The sequence below is a fragment of the Streptomyces sp. NPDC048514 genome, from assembly GCF_043199955.1.
Lineage (GTDB): Bacteria > Actinomycetota > Actinomycetes > Streptomycetales > Streptomycetaceae > Streptomyces.
Map to the genome: position 1 here is coordinate 176,002 of NZ_JBICWT010000008.1, position 25,016 is coordinate 201,017.

Genomic DNA, 25,016 nt, shown 5'->3' on the forward strand with positions numbered 1-25,016 from the left:
TCGCTCCCCCTCTCCGCACCCGACCGCTGGAGGACCCGTGCGCGACGACGACGTGAGCCCCGCCGTACCGGCACCGCGCCGCCGGTCGTTCCTGAGGGGCGCCGGAGCGCTGGGGGCGGGCGCCGTGCTGGCCGGCTGCTCCGCCGGACCGGAGTCCACGAACGACACCGGACGCGGCGGCAGCGGCAGGAACCGGACGCTGACCGCCGTGATCGGGTACGGCAACGACGGCAGCTGGGACCCGACCCAGACCGCGTCGGCGTTCGCGATGGCCGCCAACAACCACGTCTACGAGGGGCTGCTGGACACCGACCCCATCACCCGGGTGCCGTATCCGGCACTCGGCACCGAGGTGCCGGCGGATCCGAACGCCACGACCTGGCGGTTCGGCATCCGCCGGGGTGCCGCCTTCCACGACGGCAAGCCCGTCACCGCCGACGACGTCGTGTTCGTCTTCGACCGGATCCTGGACCCCGGGACCCAGACCCTGGCCAAGGGCTTCTTCGCCGGCTGGCTGGAGGGCGTGCGGAAGGTGGACGCGCGGACCGTCGAGCTGAAGCTCAGGTTCCCCTTCCCCGACGGGCTCTCCCGGCTCACCCTCGCCAAGATCATGCCCGAGCACGTCTTCTCCCGGCCCGGCGCCTGGGACGACGCGATCAAGGGGCTGGCCGTGGGTTCGGGGCCGTACCGGCAGACCGCGCACCACCCGAAGTCGAACACCACCTTCGAGGCGTTCACCGCCTACAACGGCCCGCGCAAGCCCGCCTTCCGGAAGATGAACTGGCTGACGATGGTGGACGCGGCACCGCGCGTCGCCAAGATCTCCGGGACCGGGGCCGGCGCCCAGATCGCCGACAACATCCCCTACGCCAACATCCCCCGTCTGGAGCAGGGCGGCCTGCGGGTCGCGGGCGGCGCCGGGATGAACAACCTCTTCCTGATGTTCAACACCCGGCGCAAGCCCTTCGACGACGTCCGGGTACGGCAGGCGCTGCACTACGCCATCGACAGCGAGAAGATGGTGCGGGTCGCGCTGAAGGGGCACGGGAGGCCGGCGTCCTCGTTCCTCGACGAGGGCAACCCCAGCCACCGGCGGGCGAAGACCGTCTACGACCACGACCCGGCCAAGGCGAAGGCGCTGCTGAAGGCGGCCGGGGTGAAGCACCTCGAGGTCGAGATCCTCGCGGTCAACGTCAGCTGGATCGTGGACTGCCTGCCGACCCTCAAGGCGTCCTGGGACGCGATCGGGGTGCGGACCACCCTGGCGCCGCAGGAGACCACGGCGGTGTTCACCAAGATGGACCAGAAGCAGGACTACCAGGTGGTGGCGGCGGCCTCCAACCCGAACCAGTTCGGGCTCGACGCCGACCTGATCATGCACTACAACTACGGCCCCGGAAACCTGTGGATGGGGTACACGCGGTGGGCCGGCGACCCCGTCGCCCGGCGGCTCTTCAAGGACATGGACCGGGCCACCCGGGAACCGGACCCCGCCAGGAAGAGGGCGATGGTCCAGGACTACATCGACGTCGTCGCCGAGCAGGCCGTGCTGTATCCCGTCGTCCACAACGAGCTGATGACCGCCTGGGACCCGCGCAAGCTCACCGGCATAAGGGCGCAGCCCTATCCCGGCGTCAATCTCCTCCGGGCGCAGTGGGCCTGACGGCATGACGGCCGTCGTACGGATCCTGCTGCGCCGGGTCGCGCTGCTCGTGCCGCTGCTGCTCGGGATCGTGCTGTTCGTGTTCCTGGTGATGCGCTTCTCCGACGTGGACCCGGCGTCCGCGTTCTTCCAGGGCGCCAATCCGACCCCCCGGCAGCTGCACGACTTCAGGGAGCGCAACGGACTGCTGGATCCGCTGCCGGTGCGCTACGTCCACTTCGTCGGCCACGTGCTCCACGGCGACCTCGGCACCAGCGCCCTGACCCGCGCCCCCGTGGTCGACCAGGTCACCACCGCGCTGCCGCTCACCCTGCAGCTGACCTTCCTGGGGCTCGGCATCGCGGTGGTGCTGGCGCTGGCCGGCGGGGTCACGGCGGCCGTGTACCGGGACCGGCTGCCGGACCAGGCCATCCGGGTCGTCTCGCTGGTCGGGGTCGCCGCGCCCGGGTTCTGGCTGGCGCTGCTGATGATCCAGTACCTCGCGGTGGACCGGGGCTGGTTCCCGACCGGGGGTTACATCAACCCGGCCGACTCCGTCACCGGGTGGCTGCAGACCATGGCCCTGCCCGCCCTCGCCCTCTCCCTGCCGGTGGCCGCGCAGCTGACCCGGATCGTGCGGACGTCGGTGGTGGAGGAGCTGGACAAGGACTACGTCCGTACGGCGATCGGCGGCGGGCTGCCGCCCCGGGTGGTGGTCGGCCGCAACGTCCTCAGGAACGCCCTGGTCAACCCCCTGACCGTGCTCGGCCTGCGGGTCGGCTATCTGCTGGGCGGTGCGGTCGTCATCGAGACGATCTTCTCCCTGCCCGGCATGGGCAAGCTGATGATCGACGCCGTGCAGAACGGCGACCCGGCCGTCGTCCAGGGCGTCGTCCTCACCACGGCGACCGGGTTCGTGGTCGTCAACCTCGTCATCGACATCCTCTACCTGCTCGTCAACCCACGTCTGAGGGCGGCCTGATGGTCACGCGCGCGAGCCTCACCGAGCGGCTCTCCCGCCCCGGCGTCCGGCTCCGGGGATGGCGCCGGCTGCCGCTGCCGTCGAAGGCCGCCGTCTGCTTCCTGGCCCTGGTCGTCCTGGTCGCCGTACTCGCCCCGGTGCTCGCCCCGGACGACCCGCTCGACCAGCAGGACCCGGTCGGCGGCAGCGGGCACCCGTCCGCCGCCCACTGGATGGGGCAGGACAGCCTCGGCCGGGACGTCCTCAGCCGGCTGATGCACGGCGCCCGCTGGTCGCTGGCCATCGGGCTCGGGGCGACCGCGCTCGCCCTGGTCGCCGGTGCGCTGGTCGGGGCGCTGGCGGCCACCTCCCGCAAGGCGGTGGACGAGACGCTGATGCGCTGCCTGGACGTGGTGATGGCGTTCCCTGGCATCGCGCTAGCGGCCGTGCTGGTGGCCGTGTTCGGCGGCGGGATCGGCGTGCTGATCTGCGCCATCGCCTTCCTGTTCACCCCGCCCGTCGCCCGGGTCGTGCGGGCCAACGTGCTGGACCAGTACGGCGAGGACTACGTCACCGCCGAGCGGGTCATCGGCGCCCGCACCCCGCACATCGTGCTGCGGCACGTGGCCGTCAACTGTGCCGCCCCGGTGCTCGTGTTCTGCACGGTCCAGGTCGCCGAGGCCATCGTCTTCGAGGCGTCGCTGTCCTTCATCGGCGCGGGCGTGCGGCCCCCGGACCCGTCCTGGGGCAGTGTCATCGCCGACGGCAAGAACATGGTGCTGACCGGCGGCTGGTGGGCGACCGTCTTCCCCGGCCTGCTGATCCTGTTCACCGTGCTGTCGCTGAACATCCTCTCCGAGGGCGTCTCGGACGCCTGGGCCGCGCCCGCCCCCCGGGAGGTCGAGGCGCCGGCGGACCGGCTGCAGACCCCGCGGGCGGGCGGCGGCGAGGTGCTGCGGCTCCCCGGGCTGGCCGAGGCCGCCCGGCGGCTGCGCGCCCGGGCCCGGCCACTGCCCGACCGGGACGGACAGCCGGTGCTCGCCGTGGAGAACCTCGCCATCGGCTTCCCCGGCCGGCACCGGGGCGTGGACATCGTCGACGGCGTCAGCTTCGACGTGCACCCCGGTGAGGTGCTGGGCCTGGTGGGCGAGTCGGGCTGCGGCAAGTCGCTGACCGCGCTGACCGTCATGGGACTGCAGCCCCAGGGTGCCCGGATCCGCGGCCAGGTGCGCTTCGGGCAGCGCGACCTGCTCGCCGAGCCGATGCGGGTGCGGCGCCGGCTGCTCGGGCACGAGATGGCGATGGTCTACCAGGACGCCCTGTCCTCGCTGAACCCGGCCATGACCGTCCGCGCCCAGCTGAAGCAGCTCGTACGGCGGGGCGGCCGGCGCGGCCCGCGGGAACTGCTGGCGCTGGTCGGCCTCGACCCGGAGCGCACCCTGCGCAGCTACCCGCACGAACTCTCCGGCGGCCAGCGGCAGCGGGTGCTCATCGCCATGGCGCTCTCCCGCGACCCGCGGCTGATCATCGCCGACGAGCCGACGACCGCCCTGGACGTCACCGTGCAGGCCCAGGTCATGGAGCTGCTGCTGGGGCTGCGCGCGGAGCTGGGATTCGCGCTGGTCCTCGTCTCGCACGATCTGGCGCTGGTCGCCGACGTCACCGACCGGGTGGTGGTGATGTACGGCGGGCAGATCGTGGAGAGCGGGGTGACGGCCGACCTGGTGGCGGCCCCGGCCCACCACTACACGCGCGGGCTGCTCGGCAGCGTGCTCTCGCTGGAGTCGGCCGAGGAACGGATGACGCAGATCAAGGGGGTCGTACCGGCCCCGGCCGACTTCCCGGCGGGCTGCCGGTTCGCCGACCGCTGCCCGCTCGCCACCGAGGTCTGCCACGCGACCGCCCCGGTCCTCGCGGGCACCCCGGCGCACACGGCCGCCTGTCATCACCCGGCGGTGGAGCCGACGTCCGCGGCGAGCGAGGAGGCCCTGCAATGATCGTGGAGGTGCGGGACGCCCACGTCGTCCACAAGGCCCGCGGCGGCGGTCTGTTCACCCGCGACCGGGTGTACGCGCTCACCGGAGCCGGTCTCCGCGTGGCCCCCGGCGAGACGGTCGGCGTGGTCGGCGAGTCCGGGTGCGGCAAGTCGACCCTGGCGAAGGTGCTGGTCGGAATCCAGCGGCCGACCGCGGGGACGGTGTCGTTCAAGGGCCGGGACCTGTGGGCGATGCCGCCCGCCGAGCGCCGGGCCACGGTCGGCGCGGGCACCGGCCTGATCTTCCAGGACCCGTCGACAGCCCTGAACCGCCGGCTGCCGGTGCGGCGCATCCTGCGCGACCCGCTCGACGTGCACCGGCGCGGCACGAAGCCCGAACGGGAGGACCGGGTCGATGAGCTGATGGCCCTCGTGGGGCTGCCCCGGGCCCTCGCCGACGCGCTGCCCGGGCAGCTGTCGGGCGGGCAGCGGCAGCGCGTCGCCATCGCCCGCGCCCTCGCCCTGGACCCCGCGCTGGTCGTCGCCGACGAGCCGACCAGCGCCCTGGACGTCTCGGTCCGCGCGCAGATCCTCAATCTGCTGCTCGATCTGAAGGAGCGCCTCGGGCTGGCCCTGGTCTTCGTCTCGCACGACATCCAGACGGTCCGGCGGATGAGCGACCGGGTGATCACCATGTACCTGGGCCGGATCGTGGAGGAGACCCCGGCCGGCCGGGTCACCGACAGCGCCCGGCACCCGTACACCCGTGCCCTGTTCTCGGCGACGCCCGGCCTGCTGGACCCCGTCGAGCCGATCCCGCTGACCGGGCCGGTGCCCTCGGCGACCCGCCCGCCGAGCGGCTGCCCGTTCCGCACCCGCTGCTGGAAGGCGGACGAGGTGTGCGCCGGGTCGATGCCGGACTTCACGGCCGCGTCACGGCCCGGACACCGCTACCGCTGTCACCATCCTGTGGAGGAGGACCAGCCGACCCGAGACCTAGCGCGCCAGGAGCCCTGAATGACCTTCCCCACCCCTCTCACCGGTGTCGTCCCGCCCGTCTGCACACCCCTGACGCCGGAGCGCGAGGTGGACGTGCGCTCGCTGCTCCGGCTGGTCGACCATCTGGTGGAGGCGGGGGTGCACGGGCTGTTCCTGCTCGGCTCGACCTCGGAGGCCGCCTTCCTGACGGACCGGCAGCGCACTCAGGTCGTGCAGGCCGTCACCGGGCACGTGGGCGGGCAGCTGCCCGTGCTCGCCGGTGCGATCGACATGACCACTCCGCGCGTACTGGAGCACGTCTCGGCGGTCGGCGCGGCCGGCGCGGGCGCCGTCGTCGTCACCGCCCCCTTCTACGCCCGCACCCACCGCGCGGAGATCGTCCACCACTACCGCCGGATCGCGGCCGCCAGCCCGGTCCCGGTGATCGCCTACGACATCCCCGTCGCGGTGCACACCAAGCTCCCCGCCGACCTGGTGCTGGGGCTCGCCGGAGACGGCGTCCTGGCCGGGATCAAGGACTCCAGCGGGGATCTGGCGGCGTTCCGGGAGCTCGTCGTGGGCGCCCGTGCGCACGCCGGGTTCAGCGTCCTGACCGGCTCCGAGCTGATCACCGACGCCGCCCTGGAGCTGGGCGCCGACGGGGCGGTGCCGGGCCTGGCCAACGTCGACCCGCACGGCTACGTCCGCCTCTACCGGCAGTGCCGGGCGGGCGACCGGGAGAGCGCGCGGGCCGAGCAGGAGCGGCTGTGCGCGCTGTTCGGCATCACCGGCGTCGCCGACCCGGCCCGGATGGGCGGCGGTTCCTCGGCGCTCGGCGCGTTCAAGGCGGCGCTGCACCTGCGCGGGATCATCGACTGCCCGGTGACGGCCGAGCCGCAGGTACCGCTGTCCGGCGAGGAGGTCGAACGGGTCGGCAAGTTGCTGGCGGCGGCCGGGCTGCTCTAGGTGCTCGGCGGCCGGCCGGCGGTCAGCCGAACGTCACCGAGGTAGTGACCGGGTCCAGCCGGGGCAGGCGCAGTCTGCGGAACTCGATGGTGTCGTAGGGGCCGGTGGCGCCGGTCTCGTAGAGGATGCCGACCGTGCCGTCGGCCAGCTGGACCAGGTCGGAGTAGGCGGCCGGCCGGTCCGAGAGGGTGAGCAGTCTGCTGAAGGTGCGGCCGGCGTCCGTGCTGGACCAGAGCGCCATCGCCCGGCGGGCGTCCGGCACGGACGGGCCGGAGAAGAGCAGGGGGGCGCCGGGCGCGGAGGGTTGCAGGACGCTCCCCTCGACCACCGGGACCTCGTTCAGGGTGGGCTGGACGGCGTAGGGGCGGTCCAGGGAGCGGCCGCCGTCGCCGGAGTAGGTGTCGAGGCGGTTGCCGGGCGCCCGGCCGTTCTGGTCGCGGGAACTGACGTACAGGCGGCCGTCGGGGAGTTGGGCCGCGCTGGACTCGTTGGCGTTGGCCGCGCCGTCGTAGTCCGCGTCCACGAAGCCGAGGTGCCAGGTGCGGCCGCCGTCGTCGCTGTACAGGGCGTGGCCGCCGTAGTACCTGGGTTCCCGCCCGGTGTCCGGGGAGCCCGCGGGCGGGGCGGCGGAGTGGTTGGCGGGGACGAGGAGCCGGCCGGCGTGCGGGCCCCGGGTGAGGGCGACGGCGTGTCCGGGGCCGGTCGCGTACCAGCGCCAGTCCGGCGGCTTCACCTGGTCCGTGATGTCCGCCGGTGGGGTGAAGTGGCGGCCGTCGTCCCAGCTGCGCTGCACGAAGACCCGGCGGCCCAGCTCGGGCGCGACCTCGCCGCGCATGATCTGCGCTTCCGTCACGGTCCCGGCGTTGGCGCAGGTCACCAGCACCACCGCGCCGGTGAGCGGGTCGACGACCGGCGCCGGGTTGCCCCGGGTGTGCCCCCGGCCCGCGGCCACCACCGTCAGCCGGCCCCAGGTGCAGCCGCCGTCGGTGGAGCGGCGCACCACGACGTCGATGTCGCCGGTGTCGCCCGCGCCGTCGTGCCGGCCCTCGGCGAAGGCCAGCACCGTGCCGTGCCGGGTCCGCACGGTGGCGGGGATGCGGTAGGCGGCGTAGCCGCCCTGTCCGGACGCGTACGGCACGGAGGAGACGCAGCCGGACACGGCGTGCGCGGGTGCGGGTGCGCGGGCGGTGAGCGAGGTGAGCAGGGCGAGGGCGGCGAGGAGGGAGCGGTTCAGCGGTGTCACCCGTTCATGTCTCCCCGCGATCACCGGTCCCGACTCATGACGAACGAGGACGAACCGGGTCAGGTCACGGCGCCGGGACCGCCCGCGGCACCACGGCGCGGGTCAGGACGGCGTGCGGACCGCGACCGGCAGGCGGGTCAGGACGGCGTGCGGACCGCGACCGGCAGGCGGGTCAGGACGGCGTGCGGGCCGCGACCGGCAGGCGGGTCAGGACGGGGTGCGGGCCGCGGCCAGGAGGCGGGTCACGTCGTCGGCGCAGATCGTGAGGGCCGCGCCGATCGTGCTGAGCGCGTCGCGTTCGGCGGGGGTGTAGGGGCCGTCGGCCAGGGCGATGCGGGCGGCCTGCAGCAGCAGGGACTCGCGGCCGGGCGTGGCCAGGTGCGGGGCGAGCGGGTCCAGGGCCTCGTGCAGCTCTATCGTCAGGCCGGCCCCGCAGGGCTGCTCGAAGACCCGGCCGGTGTCGGCGGCGAGGGCCTCGACCAGCTCGGCCAGCTGGTCCTCGGTGCAGCCGTCGAAGCCGGCCCCGCGGACCACGCAGGCGGCCGTCTCCAGGGCCGTGCGGGAGCAGGTGCCGCCCGCGGCGAGCACGGCGAGCGCGACGGTGTGCACGGCGTCGCGGAGCATCGCCGAGAACCGGCGGGTGGTGGGATGGTCGAGGACGTCGGTGCCGAAGTGCCGGCGGCAGGCGGCGCACTCCACGACCGGTCCGGTCGCCCCGCGCGACAGCACGGGCACGCCGAGCACGGTGAGGCGGCGGCGCCCGGTGAGCCGCTGGTAGTTGCGGTCGCCACCGCAGCCGGGGCAGAAGAACTCGCCGTCTCCCACGGGTGTCCACGCGGTGCGGGTGCCCAGGATGCACGCAGCCCTGGCGGCACGGCCGTCTCGTCCCCGTACTGGCAGCACGTCGCACCTCCGTAACCGCACGGCAACATCGCCGCACTGGCGTGATGTTAGCCACATCACGGAGGCTGAGTCAGTACCCCGTAAGAGACCTTTCCGTGACCTCGGGGGCGCGATGGCCGAGAAACGACGGGCCCCGGCCGCCGTGTTCCGGCGGCCGGGGCGTCGAAACCACCGGTCAGAGGGGTCAGCGGGTCGCGCGGTTGACGGCGGAGACGACCGCCTTCAGCGACGCACGCGTCGTGTTCGCATCGATGCCGATACCCCACAGGATCTTGTCGTCGATCGCGCATTCGATGTAGGAGGCGGCCTGCGCGGAGGCGCCCTCGCTCATCGTGTGCTCCTGGTAGTCCAGCAGGCGTACGTCGATGCCGAGGGACTGCAGGGCGTCGAAGAAGGCCGAGATCGGACCGTTGCCGGAGCCGGTCAGGACGGTGTCCTCGCCGTCGACGGTCGCCTCGACGGTGAGGGTGTCGACCCCGTCCGTGTCCGTCGTCGACTGGCCGGTGCGGACCTGGATGCGGCCCCAGGGGTTCCGCGGGTTCGGCAGGTACTCGTCCTGGAAGACCGCCCAGATGTCCTTCGGCGTGATCTCGCCGCCGTCGGCGTCCGTCTTCGCCTGGATGATCTTCGAGAACTCGATCTGCATCCGGCGGGGCAGCTCCAGCTTGTGGTCGTTCTTCAGGACGTAGGAGACACCGCCCTTACCGGACTGGGAGTTGACCCGGATGACGGCCTCGTAGGAGCGGCCGACGTCCTTGGGGTCGATCGGCAGGTACGGCACCGCCCACTCGATGTCGTCGACCGTGACGCCCTTGGCCTTCGCGTCGGCCTCCATCGCGTCGAAGCCCTTCTTGATGGCGTCCTGGTGGGAGCCGGAGAAGGACGTGTAGACCAGGTCGCCCACGTACGGGTGGCGCGGGTGGACCTCCATCTGGTTGCAGTACTCCCACGTGCGACGGATCTCGTCGATGTCGGAGAAGTCGATCTGCGGGTCGACGCCCTGGGAGAAGAGGTTCATGCCCAGGGTGACCAGGTCGACGTTGCCGGTGCGCTCGCCCTGCCCGAACAGGCAGCCCTCGATGCGGTCGGCGCCGGCCATCAGCGCCAGCTCGGCCGCCGCCACGGCCGTACCGCGGTCGTTGTGCGGGTGGACGGACAGGCAGACGTACTCGCGGCGGGAGAGGTTGCGGTGCATCCACTCGAAGCGGTCCGCGTGCGTGGACGGGGTCGAACGCTCCACGGTGGCGGGCAGGTTGAGGATGATCTCGCGGCCCGGGCCCGGCTGGTAGACGTCCATCACCGCCTCGCAGACCTCCAGCGCGAAGTCCAGCTCGGTGTCGGTGAAGATCTCGGGGCTGTACTGGTAGCCGAACTCCGTCTCCGGGCCCAGCAGTTTCTCGGCGTACTCCATCACCAGGCGGGTGCCGTCGACGGCGATCTGCTTGATGTCGTCCTTGGAGCCGCGGAAGACGACCCGGCGGAAGACGGGGGCGGTGGCGTTGTACAGGTGGACGGTGGCCCGGCGGGCGCCCTTCAGGGACTCCACGGTCCGCTCGATCAGGTCCTCGCGGGCCTGGGTCAGCACGGAGATGGTCACGTCCTCCGGGATCGCGCCCTCTTCCTCGATGATCGAGCGCACGAAGTCGAAGTCGGTCTGACCGGAGGCGGGGAAGCCGACCTCGATCTCCTTGTAGCCCATCTTGACCAGCTGGTCGAACATCCGGCGCTTGCGCTCGGGCGACATCGGGTCGATCAGGGACTGGTTGCCGTCACGCAGGTCGGTGGAGAGCCAGCGGGGAGCGGTGGTGATCCGCTTCTCGGGCCAGGTGCGGTCCGGGATGTCGACCTGGTCGTAGCGGCCGTACTTGTGGATCGGCAGGGAACTGGGCTGCTGGCGGTTGGCCATGATGCGTAAGGCTCCTCAGGGGGTCCGGAAGGACGGCCGACGACGCAACGCCAAGCTCCGCGGGGAGGGGGTCGGCCTCGACTACAGGCCCTCGCCGCGGCAGCTAAGAAGGAGCAGCCCGAAACGCATGATGCCTCGCAGCCTAGCCGAGCCGCCCCCGGACGCGGGGACGCGTTCCAGTATGCGGGACCGGTGGAGCAAAAGGTGCAAAAAGTGCGCCGTACCACATCGTCACGGAGCGTGGCGTCCCCTGTCCCGGTATTTCACCAATCATGGTGGCAGCTAGTGACATCCGTGTCACTCAGTGCAATGGTGCCCGGCATGACGACCAACGGGGGCTCCCAGCCCGTCTTCTGCACGATCGTGCCGCCGCACGTCCTCGACAAGCTCGCCCAGGCCGAGGACCCGGCGCTCGCCGGTCCGGCCCGCCGGTCCCTGGAGCACGACGCCTACCAGCGCACGAAGCGCCGCCTGACCACGGTGATCGGTGCGCCCTCCGTCGCCGCGCCCGCCGGGGCCGCCGCCGACCGGCCGCACCGCACCGTCTACGACGCCGCGCACACCCAGGACCTGCCCGGCACCGAGGTCCGCGCGGAAGGCTCCGACGCCGGGCCCGACGCCAGCGTCAACCGCGCCTACGCGGGCCTCGGCGCCACCTTCGAGCTGTACCTGAAGGCGTACGGCCGGCATTCCATCGACGACGACGGGCTGCCGCTGGACGCCACCGTGCACTTCGGCGAGGGCTACGACAACGCCTTCTGGAACGGCGAGCAGATGGTGTTCGGCGACGGCGACAACGAGGTGTTCCTCGACTTCACCATCCCGGTGGACGTCATCGGCCACGAGCTGACCCACGGCGTCACCCAGCACACCGCCAACCTGGCCTACTTCGGTCAGTCCGGCGCGCTCAACGAGTCGGTCTCCGACGTCTTCGGCTCACTGATCAAGCAGTACACGCTCGGTCAGACCGCAGCCGACGCCGACTGGCTGATCGGCGCGGGGCTCCTCGCCCCGCGCGTCACCGGCACCGCGCTGCGCTCGATGAAGGCCCCGGGCACGGCCTACGACGACGACGTGCTCGGCAAGGACCCGCAGCCGGCGACGATGGAGCACTATGTCCGCACCGGCCGCGACAACGGCGGCGTGCACATCAACTCCGGTATCCCGAACCACGCCTTCTACCTGGCCGCCACCGCCCTCGGCGGCTACGCCTGGGAGAAGGCCGGCCAGGTCTGGTACGACGTGCTGACGGGTGGCGAGCTGGCGGCCGACGCCCAGTTCACCGACTTCGCCGGACTGACGGTGAAGGCGGCGCGGGAGCGGTTCGGCGCCGGGGACGAACTGCAGGGCGTGCAGAAGGCCTGGGAACAGGTGGGGGTGCGCACGCTGTAATTCCGTACTACACAGGGACCCATGCGTATTCGAGTACGGCGCACGGGCGGCTTCGCGGGCATCGAGCGCCGGGCCGAGGTGGACACCTCGGGCCGGCCCGACGCCCACGAGTGGCAGACCCTGGCCGAACGCGCGCTGGCCTCCGCCGGCCGCACGCCCACGGCCGGGGTGCCCGACGGCTTCCACTACGAGATCACGGTGGACGGCCGCACGGTGCACACGGCCGACCCCCGGCTGACCGAGGACGAACGGGCGTTGATCACACGAGTGCTGAAGGAGGGGGCCTGAAGGTGTTGCGGAAGGCCGCGGTCAGAGCCTCTCCACGCGTGTCACCGTCCGCCCGGCGGACGCCGGCCACGGGCCGGCGCGCCGGTCTCCTGCCGCGGTGCTCAACGGCCCTCCTCCGGCGCCGACCGCCGGTCGGCGAGGCGGTCGTGGTCGGCGGCGTCACCGGTACGAGCCTCGGTGCGACGACCTCGCGCGAGGTAGTCCCGGACGATCAGCTCGACGGCGTCCTGCGGACTCCCGGTGCCGGCCAGAAGCATGACCTCGATGGCCAGATCGCTGTCCAGGCTGATGGTGACCTTCGCCATGAGACCCCCTGAGAGATTCCCCGCACAGCCGGATCGGTGGCCCTCACTATAGGAGCCGTCGCCGGCCCGGCAGGCCGTTTCGGACCGGAGCGAACCTCCGGTGACATCCCGGCCGCGGGCACCCGTCGAGCCTCCGACGGTCCCGGCACTCACCTCCAACGGGCTCTTGCCGTAAGGGCGTTGACTTCGCTCACCGGGGGTGAGGATGATCCCGGCCATGGCGACCGACGCGAGCGATCCGATGCCCCGCTTCCCGGACGGCTTCCTGTGGGGGGTCTCGACCTCGGCCCACCAGATCGAGGGGGCGGCCGAAAAGCGCGAGCCGTCCGTGTGGGACGTGTTCACGGCCGAGCCGGGGCGGGTCAAGGACGGTTCGACGGCCGCGGTGTCCTGCGACCACTACCACCGCTACCCCGAGGACGTGGCCCTCCTCGCCGGCCTCGGCGTGGAGGCCTACCGCTTCTCGGTCTCCTGGCCCAGGGTGAACTCCCCCGGCGGCCTGGACTTCTACGACCGCCTCGTGGACGAGCTGTGCGCGGCGGGGGTACAGCCGGTCCCGACCCTCTTCCACTGGGACCTGCCGGCCTCGCTGGACTGGCTGGAACGGGACACCGCGGACCGGTTCGCCGACCACGTGTCCGTCGTCGCCGGCCGCCTCGGCGACCGGGTGACGAAGTGGATCACCCTCAACGAGCCGGCGGAGCACACCCTCCTCGGGCACGCGCTCGGCGTGCACGCCCCCGGCAAGCGGCTCCTCTTCGACGCCCTCCCGGTCGCCCACCACCAGCTCCTCGCGCACGGGCTCGCGGTACGCGCCCTGCGCGCGGCAGGGGCGAGGGACATCGGCATCGCCAACTCCCACGGCCCGGTCCGGGCCGCCTCGGCGGAACAGGCCGACGTGGAGGCGGCGGGCTTCTACGACCTGCTGCTCAACCGGCTGTTCGCCGAGCCGGTGATCCTCGGCGCGTACCCGGACGGCGTGGCCGAGCTGATGCCCGGGGACGTACGGGAGGACCTGTCGGTCATCGCCGAGCCGGTCGACTGGTACGGCGTCAACTACTACGCGCCGTCCAGGGTCGGGGCTCCGGGAAGCGGCGACGCCGAGTACGGCGGGCTCACGCTGCCGGCGGAACTGCCGTTCTCCATGCGGGAGATCGAGGGGAGTCCGGTGACCGACTTCGGCTGGCCGGTGGTCCCCGAGGGCCTCACCGAGCTGCTGTGCGGGTTCCGCGAGCGCTACGGCGACCGGCTCCCGCCGATCGTCATCACCGAGAACGGCTGCTCCTACGAGGGCGTCGACGACCAGGACCGCATCGCCTACCTGGACGCCCATCTCCGTGCCCTGCACGCGGCGCTGGCAGCCGGGGTGGACGTGCGCGGCTACTTCGTGTGGTCCCTGCTGGACAACTTCGAGTGGGCGGAGGGGTACGCGCGCCGGTTCGGTCTGGTGCACGTGGACTACGACACCCTCCAGCGCACCCCGAAGGCCTCCTACCACTGGTTCCGGGAGGTGCTGCGGGCACAGAGATGACCGCGGCACAGGCCGGGGGGCGGGGCAGTCAGGGCGGGGGTCCGGGGCGGGGCACCGTGGCGGTTGCCGTTCGGCCGGCCGAGTCGGGTGGGAGGGCGGCGACGCTCAGAAGCCCAGCTTGCGCAGCTGCTTCGGGTCGCGCTGCCAGTCCTTGGCCACCTTCACGTGCAGGTCCAGGAAGACCGGCGTACCCAGCAGCGCCTCGATCTGCTTGCGGGACTTGATGCCGACATCCTTCAGCCGCTTGCCCTTGGGGCCGATGATGATGCCCTTCTGGCTGGGCCGCTCGATGTAGACGTTGGCGTGGATGTCCAGCAGCGGCTTGTCCGCCGGACGGTCCTCGCGCGGGAGCATCTCCTCCACGACCACGGCGATGGAGTGCGGCAGCTCGTCCCGGACACCTTCCAGCGCGGCCTCGCGGATCAGTTCCGCGATCATGACCTGCTCGGGCTCGTCCGTGAGGTCGCCCTCGGGGTAGAGGGCCGGACCCTCGGGCAGCAGCGGGATCAGCAGGTCCGCCAGCAGGTCGACCTGCTTGGCGCCCACCGCCGACACCGGCACGATCTGCGCCCACTCGATGCCCAGGTCCTTGCCCAGCTGGTCGACGGCGATCAGCTGCTCGGCGAGGGCCCTGGAGTCCACGAGGTCGGTCTTCGTGATGATGGCGACCTTCGGGGACTTCTTGATCCCGGCCAGCTCCTTGGCGATGAACCGGTCACCGGGGCCGAGCTTCTCGTTCGCCGGGAGGCAGAAGCCGATCACGTCGACCTCGGCCCAGGTCGTGCGGACGACGTCGTTGAGCCGCTCGCCGAGCAGCGTGCGCGGCTTGTGCAGCCCCGGGGTGTCCACCAGGATCAGCTGCGCGTCGGGGCGGTGCACGATCCCGCGCACCGTGTGCCGCGTGGTCTGCGGCTGGTTCGCTGTGATCGCCACCTTCTGCCCGACCAGAGCGTTCGTGAGGGTGGACTTGCCCGCGTTGGGGCGGCCCACGAAGCAGGCGAAGCCGGCGCGGTGGACGGACTCGGCCGGCTCTTGGGATGACGGGGTACGAACGCTCATGGCGTTCATTGTCCCTGATCCACGGGACCACGCCGCACCAGCCGCCCGACCGGCTCCCGGGCGGTGGCCCTCCGCGAAACCCCCACGCAACGAAACGTCACGGAAACACACCTGTACGCGACCGGAAACGCACGCCCGTGAGCCTCTGACGAGCCCCCACACCGCTGGAGACGCCCGTGACCCTCGCCGCAGCCCACGTCGACACCGGCGACACCGCCTGGCTGCTCGCCGCCACCGCCCTCGTCCTGCTGATGACCCCCGGCCTCGCCCTGTTCTACGGCGGCATGGTCCGCACGAAGAGCGTCCTCAACATGCTGATGATGAGCTTCGTGTCGATCGCCCTGGTCACGGTGGTGTGGCTGGTGGCCGGCTACTCGCTGGCCTTCGGCGACGACGCCTTCGCGGGACTCGTCGGCGATCTGGACCACGCCGGCCTGCGCGGCATCGGCCCGGACAGCGTGCACGGCACGGTGCCCACCCTCCTCTTCGCCACCTTCCAGCTGACCTTCGCGATCATCACGGCCGCCCTGGTCAGCGGTGCCGTCGCCGACCGGACGAGGTTCTCGGCCTGGCTGGTCCTCGTGCCCCTGTGGACGCTCCTCGTATACGTTCCCGTGGCGCACTGGGTGTGGGGTCCGGGTGGCTGGATCCTGGACGGGCTCGGCGCGCTCGACTTCGCGGGCGGGCTGCCGGTCGAGATCACCTCCGGCGCCTCCGGGCTCGCCCTGTGCCTGGTCCTGGGCCCCCGGCTGGGCTTCAAGAAGGACTCCATGCGCCCGCACAACCTGCCCATGGTGGTCCTCGGCGCCGGTCTGCTCTGGTTCGGCTGGTTCGGCTTCAACGCGGGCTCCGCGCTCGGCGCGAACGGCCTCGCGGCGGCCGCCTTCCTCAACACCCTGGCCGCCGGCTGCACCGGGCTGCTCGGCTGGCTCTTCGTCGAGCAGCGGCGCGACGGCCACCCGACCACCCTGGGTGCGGTCTCCGGCGCGGTGGCCGGCCTGGTCGCGATCACCCCGGCGTGCGGCACGGTCTCGCTGCTCGGGGCGCTGGTCGTCGGCCTCGCCGCCGGCGTCGTCTGCTCCTACGCCGTGAGCTGGAAGTTCAGGCTGAACTACGACGACTCCCTGGACGTCGTCGGCGTCCACCTGGTCGGCGGTGTGATCGGCACCCTGCTGATCGGCCTGTTCGCCGTCCGGTCGATGACAGGTGGCGCGGAGGGCCTGTTCCACGGCGGCGGGCTCGCCCCGCTCGGCCGGCAGCTGCTCGCCGTGGCCGTCGTCGGGGGGTACGCGTTCGCGGTGACGTACGGCCTCGGCAAGCTGATCGACAAGGCGATGGGCCTGCGCGCGAGCGAGGAGCAGGAGCACACCGGGCTGGATCTCACGGTGCACGCCGAGACGGCCTACGATCACGGAGTCCTGGGCCATGGCGCCCCGGTCTCCCACTCCGTCCTCCACGCCGCCCAGAAGGTCGAGACGCAGTCATGAAGCTCATCACCGCGATCATCAAGCCGTACCGTCTCGACGAGGTCAAGACCGCTCTGCAGGAACTGGGTGTGCACGGTCTGACCGTGACCGAGGCGAGTGGCTACGGCCGGCAGCGCGGGCACACCGAGGTGTACCGCGGCGCCGAGTACCGGGTCGACCTGGTGCCGAAGGCGCGTATCGAGGTCGTGGTGGAGGACGCGGTGGCGGACGGCGTGATCGACGCGGTCGTCAGGGCCGCGCGGACGGGGAAGATCGGGGACGGGAAGGTGTGGGCCGTTCCGGTGGAGACGGTCGTTCGGGTGCGGACCGGCGAGCGCGGCCCCGACGCGCTCTGACCAGCAGGCCCCCGGCCACCGCGGCGGCGAGGACGAGGGTCGCGAGCAGCCAGGGCAGTGCCAGGAAGGAGGCGCCCGCCGACTGGCGGGTGCCCGGTGCGCGCGCGGTCAGCGTCACCTCGGCCCGGTCGAGCTGGGGCGCCCCGGGCCAGGCCTCGGTGAGCCGCACCCGCTGTCCGGGCAGCAGCTCGGAGGGCACCCGGGTCAGCTCGCGGCTCAGCAGCGTACGCCCGAACAGCCCGCGCGCCTTCAGCTCGACCTCGGGGTGCACGGTGACGTTGCCGGTGTTGCGCAGGGTGTAGGAGATGGTCGCCACACTGTCGCCGAGACCCGGCATCAGGGGCTGGTGATGGCCGATCCGCACCTGCTCGACGGAGAGCGCGGGGAGCGTGGGGCCGCCGACCCGGAGGTAGACCCGGGCGCCGACGGCCCGCCGCACCCCGAGCGCGAGCTTCCCGCTGCCGGGGCGGACGCGCTCGTCCAGCGCGACGACGGCGCCGGGGTGGTCGCCGGGTCCGGCCCCCTCGGGGACGCGCAGGGTGAAGGGCACGGTGACGGTCCGGTGGCCGGGCACGGTGATCCGGGACTTCGCGGGCTTCGCCCAGGCACCCACCCCGCTCATGCGTTCCTTGAGCGTGCGCACGGCGAAGCCGCCGTCCCGGGCGGTGTTGTAGGCGTCGGCCGCGTAGAGCCGGAAGGTGAGCGGACGGCCGGTCTTGTTCTGGACGGCGACCTTGTCGGTGAGGGTCTGACCGGGGTCGGCCGAGAGGTAGAAGTAGGGGCGCGCGGCGACCTGCGAGGCGACCGGGTACACGGACCAGCTGCCGTTGTCGGCGGCCCGCGCGGGGGTGGCGAGGACACCGAGGGTGCCGAGGAGGAGCGGGAGCAGGCTCAGGAGGAGGACGTACGGCTTGCGCATGGGTGCGGACCCCCCATGGGCTCGTCGGTGGTGGCGGTCGGGCGGGTGCGGCCCCGGTCGTGGGGCGGGGCGCCCGGCCACCGGTGTCGGGGTGCGGGTCAGGTGAGGGTGCGGGTGCGGGTCAGGTGAGGGTGAGGGTCAGGACGCCGGAGTAGGAGCCCGGAGGCGTGAACGCCGGTACGTCGAGGGAGAGTCCGGCGTCGACGGTGAACTCACCGCCGGTCACCGTGCCGTCCGGGGTCGACGCCAGGGTCGCCCCCGAGCCGCCCACGGCGCCCGCCGAACCCGCCTTGCAGGTGCTGGGGCTGCCCGGCGCGGTCGCGCAGGCCGGGGTCCAGCTCAGCCTGCCCGCGTCGATCTTGGCGCCGGGACCGGTGAGGTCGGTGACCTTGCCGGTCAGGGACCAGCCCGCGGGGCCGCCGCGGAAGTCCTTGACGGTCACCGTCTGCAGGGCGCCGGTCGAGGCCCCGCCCTTGCCGAAGTCGACCGCCGACAGCGCGACGGAGTCCCCGGCCTGGGACATGGACAGGGTGCCCGCCTTGACGGTGGTGGTCAGCTTCTGACTGCCGTCCGGGACGGGCGTGTCGTCGTTGACCACGTAGGCCGCGGGGCCGGCGCCCTTGTCCGCGTTCCAGGAGCCGCCCTCGTAGGCCACGATGCCGGTGGTGGTCTTGTCGTCGACGACCAGTGAACCGCTGAAGGCTCCCTGGGCGTTCGCGGTCACGGTGGCGGTGTCCGCGGTCTGGGTGTCGCCGGCCCGGCCGGCCAGGGTGACGGTCGCGCCGGGTGTGAAGTTGCTGCCGCTGACGGTGACGGCGGCGCCCACGTCACCGGAGGCGGAACCCAGCGAGATGGCACGGGTGTTGGCCGGGGTGCCGTCGGTCGCCGTGATGGTCTGGGAGACCGGGGCGGGTGGGTGGGTGACCGTGCAGGGGGTGTCCAGCTCCAGGATGTAGCTGGTGTGGATGTTGTAGTCGCCGGGCGAGAGGGTGATCTGCCCGGCCTTGGTGACGGTGAACGTGCCGGTCATGGAGAAGGTCGGGAAGGCGGCCTTGCCCGGCACCGGCGGGTTCTTCTTCGGTCCGGCCACGGTGACGCCGCCGGTCTGGGCGCCGCCGAGGGTGACCTTGCCGGTCGGGGTCATGATGTCGGCCGGCAGGGCCAGGTCGGTGGGGTTGCCGGCGGCGGCCGTGACCACGGTGTAGGTCACGGTGACCGTGTCGCCGACCTTCGGGCTGGCGTTGTCCACCGACACGCTCGCGGTGGTGGTGCCGTCGATCGGCGGCAGACCGGAGACGGCGGGCGGAATGCAGTGCGTGGCGAAGTCCACGTTCGCGCCGGCGGCGCCGGCCGGACAGGCCAGCGCGCCGCCCGCGGTGACCGCGAGCGCGGTCGCCCCGAGCAGCGACGCCCAGCGCCACCGTCGGGATCTTCGGGGTGTCGAACCCATGGGGCCCCCTCCTGAGGGTTGCGGGCGCAGCGGCTCATCTGCGCCGACAGGGGGCATTGATGTGGAGCGGGGGTGAGAAGTCAATGGAGATGCCGCAGAAAGCTGACGGATCATCAGTTTCTGCGGCATCCGGAACAGATCGCTCAGCTGAAGACGAAGGGGCCGGGCGACTGCGGACCGTTCGCCTTGCAGGTCACGGTGATCCCGAAGATCACCATCTTCAGCGAACCGCCGTACGCGTCCAGGCTGTCCCCGGTCGCGACGGTGCCGCTGAGCGGACCGACGCTGACCGGTGTGCCGCTGTTCATGGCCGGGTTCTTCGTCCCGCTGAACACGACCGTGCCGCCGCCCGCCCTGGCCATGGCGAGGGTGGAGGTGATCGAGTCCTGGGCCACCGCGATCGGCGCGGTGATCGCGGAGGAGGTGAGGGTGAGGGTGGCCGAGGTGCCGCTCTGCGTGGCGGTGAGCGTGGCCGCACCGCCGCCGAAGACGCCGCAGCTCGCGGTGATGGTCGCCGTCTGGGGGGTGACGGCGGCCGCTGTGGGCGCGAAGGCGAGACCGGTGACCGCGAGGGCCCCGGCGGCCAGTGCCGCACCCGTTGCCGTGCGCTTGCCTCTCATGGGGATCCGCTTCCCTTCCCTGTGGGGATGCCATGTGGGGATGGTCGGAAGGTGCGCCGACGAACGGCAGGCCGGGCGGGTGGATGCGGGCACCCGGTACGGCGGTGCGGATCTGACGGGTCGTCGGGAGTTACGGCTTCATTGACGCGCGGGACCAGGACCCCGGCAAGGTTGAATTCCGGCCGACCTTTCGGTCGGCCGGAGCAGGCTCAGCCGGCGGAGACGGTGAGCCGGACCGTTCCGTCGGCACCGGCGAGCAGCACGGGCGTCCCCGCGCCCCCGAGGTCGGCCACGGCGGCCAGGTCCTCGGCCGGTACCGCCTCCGCGTCACTGACGACCGCCGCCGCCTCCAGGGACCGCGCGCCGGAGGCCACGGCCATCGCCACCGCGGTCCGCAGGGCGCTCAGCCGCAGCGAAGGAAGTCCCACCGTCCCGGCGACGTACGTACGCCCCGTCTCGTCCCGTACGGCCGCACCCTCGGGCACGGCGTTGCGGGCCCGTGCGGAACGGGCCAGGGTGACGATCTTGCGGTCCTCGGGGTCAAGCGCGCTGCTGTCGGTCATGTCCAGAGCATACGAAGCCGGCGCCCGCTCATCCCGCGACGGGGTCCACCGGGCCCGCCGCGGTCAGTCCAGGGTCTGAGTGATATCGCTGCGCGCGGCCGTGTGGCGCAGCCGCCCGCGCGCGCCGTTCACCAGCGGCATGCAGGGCGCGACATGCCCGCACTCCACGTCGGCCACGATCGGTACGCCGAGGGGGCCGAGGGCGTCGAGCACGGCCGCGTGCTGGCTGAGCGTGCGGCTGTCGGGGGCGTGGGTGCGGCCCACCAGGACGGCGGCCGCGCGGTCGAAGAATCCGGCGAGGCGCATGCCGTGCAGATTGCGGCAGATGGTGAACGCGTTGTCCTCGCAGGCCTCGACGTACACCAGCAGGCCCTCGTCACCGGCGAAGGACGAGGTGCTCAGGTACGGGGTGCCGGCGAGGTTGGCGAGGGTCTCGACGCATCCGCCGATCAGCCGGCCCTCGACGTCCACGTCACCGGTGCCGTCGAGGCGGGTCCAGGTGCCCTCGGCGTCCAGGGTGAGATCCCGGACGCCCGGGTGCCGGACCCAGTCGTCGTAGCCGCCGGAGCGGTGCCGGCCGGGCGGCGTCTGGGTGAACGTTTCACCCCGGGCCGCGGTGACGACGTCCAGCCAGGACACCAGCCCCTCGGGCGTCCGGTAGGGGGTGTCCATGAGGTTGTTGCCGTGCACGGTCGCGACACCGGCGAGCAGGGTCAGCGGGGTGTTCAGGGTGGACATGTCGGAGTAGCCGACGAGCCAGGTCGGCTCGGCCCGCCCGATCCGCTCGAAGTCCAGCAGCGGCAGCAGGTCGATCGCGGTCTCCCCGCCCCACGGAGGCACCACGGCCCGGATCGCCGGGTCGGTCAGCATCGCGGTCAGCTCGGCGGCGCGCTCGGCGGCCGGGGCGCTGATGTGGGTCGAGCCGTCCATGCACCGGCCGACGACGACCTCGTACCCGCGCGACTCGAGCTCCCGGATCGCGACGTCGAGCCGCCCCCGGAGGGGCTCGGCCACGCCGCTGGACGGGGAGGTCACACCGACACGGTCACCGGGGCGCAGGGGGCGCGGGTATCGGACAGTCATGCGGCGGATTGTCGCAGGGGGGCGGTGGGTCCCGGCAACGCGTTTACGGCCGGTCCGGCCACGGCCGCTCGACGGTCACGGCCGGTCCAGCCGCAGCCGCTCGGTCCGTGGCAGACCCGCGACGACGAGGTCGTAGGAGTCCTCGACCAGCTCGCGGACCAGCCGGTCCGGGAGGCCGCCGCCGGCCGTGACGGTGTTCCAGTGCCGCTTGTTCATGTGCCAGCCGGGGACGATCAGCCCCTCGTGGTCGCCGCGCAGCCGGACCGCGTCGTCCGGATCGCACTTGAGGTTGACCGTCAGGGGCCGCGCGTCCAGGTTCGTCAGGGCGAACATCTTGCCCAGCACCTTGAAGACCGAGGTCTCCGGGTTGAACGGAAAGTCCTCCACGGCCGCGTTGAACGACAGGCAGAGGGCGCGCAGCTCCTTCGGGGTCACTCGGGCTTCTCCTCCTCGGTGGCCGGTCCGGCGACCGGCTCCACCAGCACCGTGACGATCTTGTTCCGGCGTCCGGCCGCGGCCTCCGCCGTCAGCCTCAGCCGGCGCTCGTCGGGCAGTTCGACCACGGCGGAGGCACCGGCGATGGGCACCCGGCCGAGGGCCTTGGCGAGCAGTCCGCCGACCGTCTCCACGTCCTCGTCGTCGTACTCCTCGAGGCCGTACAGCTCACCGAGGTCGGTGATGTCGAGGCGGGCGGTGACCCGGTACCGCTCGTCGCCGAGGTCCTCGACGGGCGGGAGTTCCCGGTCGTACTCGTCGGTGATCTCGCCGACGATCTCCTCCAGGATGTCCTCGATGGTGACGATGCCGGCGGTGCCGCCGTACTCGTCGATCACGACGGCGACGTGATTGCGGTCCTTCTGCATCTCGCGCAGCAGATCGCCGGCGTTCTTGGTGTCGGGCACGAAGACGGCCGGGCGCATGGCCGTGGACACCAGGTCGCCCTCGGCCTCCCGGCTGATGTGCGTCTTGCGGACCAGGTCCTTCAGGTACACGATCCCGACGATGTCGTCCTCGCTCTCCCCGGTGACCGGGATGCGGGAGAACCCGGAGCGCAGGGCGAGGGTGAGGGCCTGCCGGATGGTCTTGTACCGCTCGATGACGACCAGGTCGGTCCGCGGGACCATCACCTCGCGCACCAGCGTGTCGCCCAGCTCGAAGACGGAGTGCACCATCCGGCGCTCCTCGTCCTCGATCAGGGACTCCTTCTCGGCGAGGTCGACCAGCGCGCGCAGCTCCGCCTCGGAGGCGAACGGACCGCGCCGGAAACCCTTGCCGGGTGTGAGGGCGTTGCCGATGAGGATCAGCAGGGAGGGGATGGGGCCCATGATCCGGGCCAGCGGCAGCAGCACGTACGCCGCCACCGTGGCGGTGTTCAGCGGGTGCTGGCGGCCGATGGTGCGCGGGGAGACGCCGACCGCGACGTACGACACCAGGACCATCACGCCGATGGCGACGAGCAGGGCCTGCCAGGTCTCCTCGAACTCCTGCAGGCAGGCGTAGGTGACCAGGGCCGCGGCCGCCATCTCGCAGGTGACGCGGACCAGCAGGGCCACGTTCAGATAGCGGGTGGGGTCGGCGGCGATCTGGGCCAGCTTGGCGCTGCCCCGCCGGCCGGACTTCGCGGCCTCCTCGGCGCGGAAGCTGGAGACGCGCGCGAGGCCCGCCTCCGCGCAGGCGGCGAGCCAGGCGACGACGACCAGCGCGATCGCGCCGATCACGATCTGCACGGACATGCCGGCCGCTTACGAGACGGTCGGCGCCGGGGACGGCCCGGTCAGGCCGCGCTCGCCCCGCCACCCGTCCACGATGGCGGCCTGGAGCCCGAACATCTCGGCCTTCTCGTCGGGCTCCTCGTGGTCGTACCCGAGCAGGTGCAGCACTCCGTGGACGGTGAGCAGCTGCAGCTCCTCGTCCATGGAGTGCTGCGTGTCCGCCTCGGCCCCCTGTTTGGCGGCGACCTCCGGGCACAGCACGATGTCGCCGAGGAGCCCCTGCGGCGGCTCCTCCTCGTCCTTGCCGGGCGGTCGCAGCTCGTCCATCGGGAAGGACATGACATCCGTCGGACCCGGCAGGTCCATCCACTGGATGTGCAGCTGCTCCATGGCGTCGGCGTCCACGACGATCACCGACAGCTCGGAGAGCGGGTGGATGCGCATCCGAGCGAGGGCGTAGCGGGCGATGTCGAGGATCGCCTGCTCGTCCACCTCGGTGCCGGACTCGTTGTTGACGTCGATCGACATGGTGTTGCCGTGTCTCTACTTCCCCTTGTGCCCGGACCGGCCCCGGCCGCCCTTGTGGGTGCCGTTCTCGGTGCCGTGCTCGCTGTCGTACTGCTCGTACGCGTCGACGATACGGCCCACCAGCTTGTGCCGTACGACATCCTGCGACGACAGCCGGGAGAAGTGCACGTCCTCGACGCCCTCCAGGATCTCCTGCACCTGCCTGAGACCGCTCTTGGTGCCGTTCGGCAGGTCGACCTGGGTCACGTCACCCGTGATCACGATCTTCGAGTCGAAGCCGAGCCGGGTGAGGAACATCTTCATCTGCTCGGGGCTGGTGTTCTGTGCCTCGTCCAGGATGATGAAGGCGTCGTTGAGCGTACGGCCGCGCATGTAGGCCAGCGGCGCGACCTCGATCGTGCCCGCCGCCATCAGCCGCGGGATCGAGTCGGGGTCGAGCATGTCGTGCAGTGCGTCGTACAGCGGGCGCAGATAGGGGTCGATCTTCTCGTAGAGCGTGCCGGGCAGGAAGCCGAGCCGCTCGCCGGCCTCGACCGCCGGACGGGTCAGGATGATCCGGTTGACCTGCTTGGACTGCAGTGCCTGTACGGCCTTGGCCATGGCCAGGTAGGTCTTGCCGGTACCGGCGGGGCCGATGCCGAAGACGATCGTGTGCTTGTCGATCGCGTCGACGTACCGCTTCTGGTTGAGGGTCTTCGGGCGGATCGTGCGGCCGCGCGAGGAGAGGATGTTCTGCGTCAGCACCTGCGCCGGGGTCTCCGGGCCGTCGTTCGTGCCGTTCTCGCTCGCCTTGAGCATGGCGATCGAGCGTTCCACGGCGTCCTCCGTCATCGGCTGTCCGGTGCGGAGCACCAGCATCATCTCGTCGAACACACGCGAGATCAGGGCGACGTCGGTGGGGTCACCGACCGCGCTGATCTCATTTCCCCGGACGTGGATGTCGGCCGCCGGGAAGGCCCTCTCGATGACGCGCAGGAGGGAGTCGCCGGAACCCAGCACGGTCACCATGGGGTGCTGGGCGGGGACGGTGAGCTCTGCTCTCGCCTGCTCCTGCGCGGGGCTGTGAGCTGTGGGTGTCTGTGTCATGGGCCGGCGCTTAAGGCCTGCGCTTCCTCCTCGTCACGGCCGCACGGCTGAGGGCGGCCTCCCGGTTCCAGAGTACGCCGGGCG

At 72.0% G+C, this 25,016-nt stretch carries 24 protein-coding genes; 10 read left to right on the top strand and 14 right to left on the bottom strand.

Translation table 11 applies throughout. The features are described from left to right. Positions 1-37 precede the first annotated feature (37 nt). Genes ACGFT2_RS19340 through ACGFT2_RS19360 form a run of 5 tightly spaced genes read left to right on the top strand, consistent with a single transcriptional unit; the run spans position 38 to position 6,522 of the window. Entirely contained in the window at positions 38-1,663 is a 1,626-nt protein-coding gene (locus tag ACGFT2_RS19340) for an ABC transporter substrate-binding protein (RefSeq protein WP_393279487.1), read from the top strand. A gap of 4 nt (positions 1,664-1,667) precedes the next feature. Next, complete coding sequence (locus ACGFT2_RS19345; RefSeq protein WP_393279489.1) at positions 1,668-2,624, top strand: ABC transporter permease; 957 nt, start codon at positions 1,668-1,670, stop codon at positions 2,622-2,624. Continuing rightward, positions 2,624-4,600, top strand: a complete 1,977-nt coding sequence (locus tag ACGFT2_RS19350) for a dipeptide/oligopeptide/nickel ABC transporter permease/ATP-binding protein (RefSeq protein ID WP_393279492.1) — start codon at positions 2,624-2,626, stop codon at positions 4,598-4,600. Before ACGFT2_RS19345 ends, ACGFT2_RS19350 begins: the two co-directional genes overlap by 1 nt. Then, positions 4,597-5,595: an oligopeptide/dipeptide ABC transporter ATP-binding protein gene (locus tag ACGFT2_RS19355; protein WP_393279495.1), complete on the top strand. Its 999-nt coding sequence runs from the start codon at positions 4,597-4,599 to the stop codon at positions 5,593-5,595. The genes ACGFT2_RS19350 and ACGFT2_RS19355 overlap by 4 nt, the downstream gene beginning before the upstream one ends. Next, a complete protein-coding gene (locus tag ACGFT2_RS19360; protein ID WP_393279498.1) occupies positions 5,596-6,522 on the top strand; it encodes a dihydrodipicolinate synthase family protein in 927 nt (308 codons plus the stop codon). It begins immediately after the preceding gene. Positions 6,523-6,544: 22 nt separating this feature from the next. Here ACGFT2_RS19360 and ACGFT2_RS19365 read toward each other — a convergent pair whose 3' ends face one another. The 3 genes from ACGFT2_RS19365 to leuA all read right to left on the bottom strand — a co-directional run bounded on the left by ACGFT2_RS19365 (position 6,545) and on the right by leuA (position 10,574). Beyond that, positions 6,545-7,765, bottom strand: a complete 1,221-nt coding sequence (locus tag ACGFT2_RS19365; RefSeq protein WP_393279501.1) for an exo-alpha-sialidase — start codon at positions 7,763-7,765, stop codon at positions 6,545-6,547. Positions 7,766-7,972: 207 nt separating this feature from the next. Further along, the gene (locus ACGFT2_RS19370) at positions 7,973-8,668 is read right to left on the bottom strand and encodes a TerB family tellurite resistance protein (protein ID WP_393279504.1); all 696 of its coding nucleotides are present in this window, start codon (positions 8,666-8,668) and stop codon (positions 7,973-7,975) included. Positions 8,669-8,852: 184 nt separating this feature from the next. After that, positions 8,853-10,574, bottom strand: coding sequence for a 2-isopropylmalate synthase (gene leuA, locus ACGFT2_RS19375; protein ID WP_393279507.1), 1,722 nt, complete (start codon positions 10,572-10,574; stop codon positions 8,853-8,855). A 321-nt stretch (positions 10,575-10,895) separates the two neighbouring features. On the opposite strand from leuA, the gene ACGFT2_RS19380 reads away from it, so the two are divergent. After that, positions 10,896-11,966: a M4 family metallopeptidase gene (locus ACGFT2_RS19380; RefSeq protein ID WP_393279510.1), complete on the top strand. Its 1,071-nt coding sequence runs from the start codon at positions 10,896-10,898 to the stop codon at positions 11,964-11,966. Positions 11,967-11,987: 21 nt separating this feature from the next. Then, positions 11,988-12,254: a protealysin inhibitor emfourin gene (locus ACGFT2_RS19385; RefSeq protein ID WP_393279513.1), complete on the top strand. Its 267-nt coding sequence runs from the start codon at positions 11,988-11,990 to the stop codon at positions 12,252-12,254. A gap of 101 nt (positions 12,255-12,355) precedes the next feature. Here the strand turns inward: ACGFT2_RS19385 and ACGFT2_RS19390 are convergent, their stop codons facing one another. Then, positions 12,356-12,559 carry a hypothetical protein gene (locus ACGFT2_RS19390; protein ID WP_393279516.1) on the bottom strand — a complete coding sequence of 68 codons (204 nt, stop codon included), beginning with the start codon at positions 12,557-12,559 and terminating at the stop codon, positions 12,356-12,358. Between the two features lie 217 nt (positions 12,560-12,776). Here ACGFT2_RS19390 and ACGFT2_RS19395 point away from each other — a divergent pair, with 217 nt between their 5' ends. After that, entirely contained in the window at positions 12,777-14,090 is a 1,314-nt protein-coding gene (locus ACGFT2_RS19395; RefSeq protein ID WP_393279518.1) for a GH1 family beta-glucosidase, read from the top strand. A gap of 105 nt (positions 14,091-14,195) precedes the next feature. Here the strand turns inward: ACGFT2_RS19395 and era are convergent, their stop codons facing one another. Next, entirely contained in the window at positions 14,196-15,149 is a 954-nt protein-coding gene (gene era, locus ACGFT2_RS19400; RefSeq protein WP_393279521.1) for a GTPase Era, read from the bottom strand. Between the two features lie 176 nt (positions 15,150-15,325). Here era and ACGFT2_RS19405 point away from each other — a divergent pair, with 176 nt between their 5' ends. Both ACGFT2_RS19405 and ACGFT2_RS19410 read left to right on the top strand, forming a co-directional pair. Further along, entirely contained in the window at positions 15,326-16,636 is a 1,311-nt protein-coding gene (locus ACGFT2_RS19405; RefSeq protein WP_393279524.1) for an ammonium transporter, read from the top strand. Continuing rightward, positions 16,633-16,971: a P-II family nitrogen regulator gene (locus ACGFT2_RS19410; RefSeq protein WP_393279527.1), complete on the top strand. Its 339-nt coding sequence runs from the start codon at positions 16,633-16,635 to the stop codon at positions 16,969-16,971. The genes ACGFT2_RS19405 and ACGFT2_RS19410 overlap by 4 nt, the downstream gene beginning before the upstream one ends. Here the strand turns inward: ACGFT2_RS19410 and ACGFT2_RS19415 are convergent. The 9 genes from ACGFT2_RS19415 to ACGFT2_RS19455 form a co-directional block, all read right to left on the bottom strand. Continuing rightward, positions 16,865-17,890 (bottom strand): WxL protein peptidoglycan domain-containing protein, encoded by a 1,026-nt coding sequence (locus tag ACGFT2_RS19415; protein WP_393279530.1) that lies wholly within the window; start codon positions 17,888-17,890, stop codon positions 16,865-16,867. The genes ACGFT2_RS19410 and ACGFT2_RS19415 overlap by 107 nt on opposite strands. A gap of 121 nt (positions 17,891-18,011) precedes the next feature. After that, positions 18,012-19,340: a beta-xylosidase gene (locus tag ACGFT2_RS19420; protein ID WP_393279532.1), complete on the bottom strand. Its 1,329-nt coding sequence runs from the start codon at positions 19,338-19,340 to the stop codon at positions 18,012-18,014. Between the two features lie 143 nt (positions 19,341-19,483). Beyond that, entirely contained in the window at positions 19,484-19,960 is a 477-nt protein-coding gene (locus ACGFT2_RS19425) for a hypothetical protein (RefSeq protein WP_393279536.1), read from the bottom strand. Positions 19,961-20,169: 209 nt separating this feature from the next. Next, a complete protein-coding gene (locus ACGFT2_RS19430) occupies positions 20,170-20,523 on the bottom strand; it encodes a cytidine deaminase (RefSeq protein ID WP_393279538.1) in 354 nt (117 codons plus the stop codon). Positions 20,524-20,586: 63 nt separating this feature from the next. Beyond that, complete coding sequence (locus ACGFT2_RS19435) at positions 20,587-21,606, bottom strand: S66 peptidase family protein (RefSeq protein ID WP_393279542.1); 1,020 nt, start codon at positions 21,604-21,606, stop codon at positions 20,587-20,589. Positions 21,607-21,681: 75 nt separating this feature from the next. Beyond that, on the bottom strand, positions 21,682-22,041 hold the full coding sequence (locus ACGFT2_RS19440; protein WP_393279545.1) for an MmcQ/YjbR family DNA-binding protein: 360 nt from the start codon (positions 22,039-22,041) through the stop codon (positions 21,682-21,684). After that, positions 22,038-23,339, bottom strand: a complete 1,302-nt coding sequence (locus tag ACGFT2_RS19445; protein ID WP_393279547.1) for a hemolysin family protein — start codon at positions 23,337-23,339, stop codon at positions 22,038-22,040. Before ACGFT2_RS19445 ends, ACGFT2_RS19440 begins: the two co-directional genes overlap by 4 nt. Positions 23,340-23,348: 9 nt before the next feature. Beyond that, a complete protein-coding gene (gene ybeY / locus ACGFT2_RS19450; protein ID WP_353599991.1) occupies positions 23,349-23,846 on the bottom strand; it encodes an rRNA maturation RNase YbeY in 498 nt (165 codons plus the stop codon). Positions 23,847-23,861: 15 nt separating this feature from the next. Beyond that, positions 23,862-24,932 (bottom strand): PhoH family protein, encoded by a 1,071-nt coding sequence (locus tag ACGFT2_RS19455; protein WP_393279550.1) that lies wholly within the window; start codon positions 24,930-24,932, stop codon positions 23,862-23,864. Positions 24,933-25,016 lie beyond the last annotated feature (84 nt).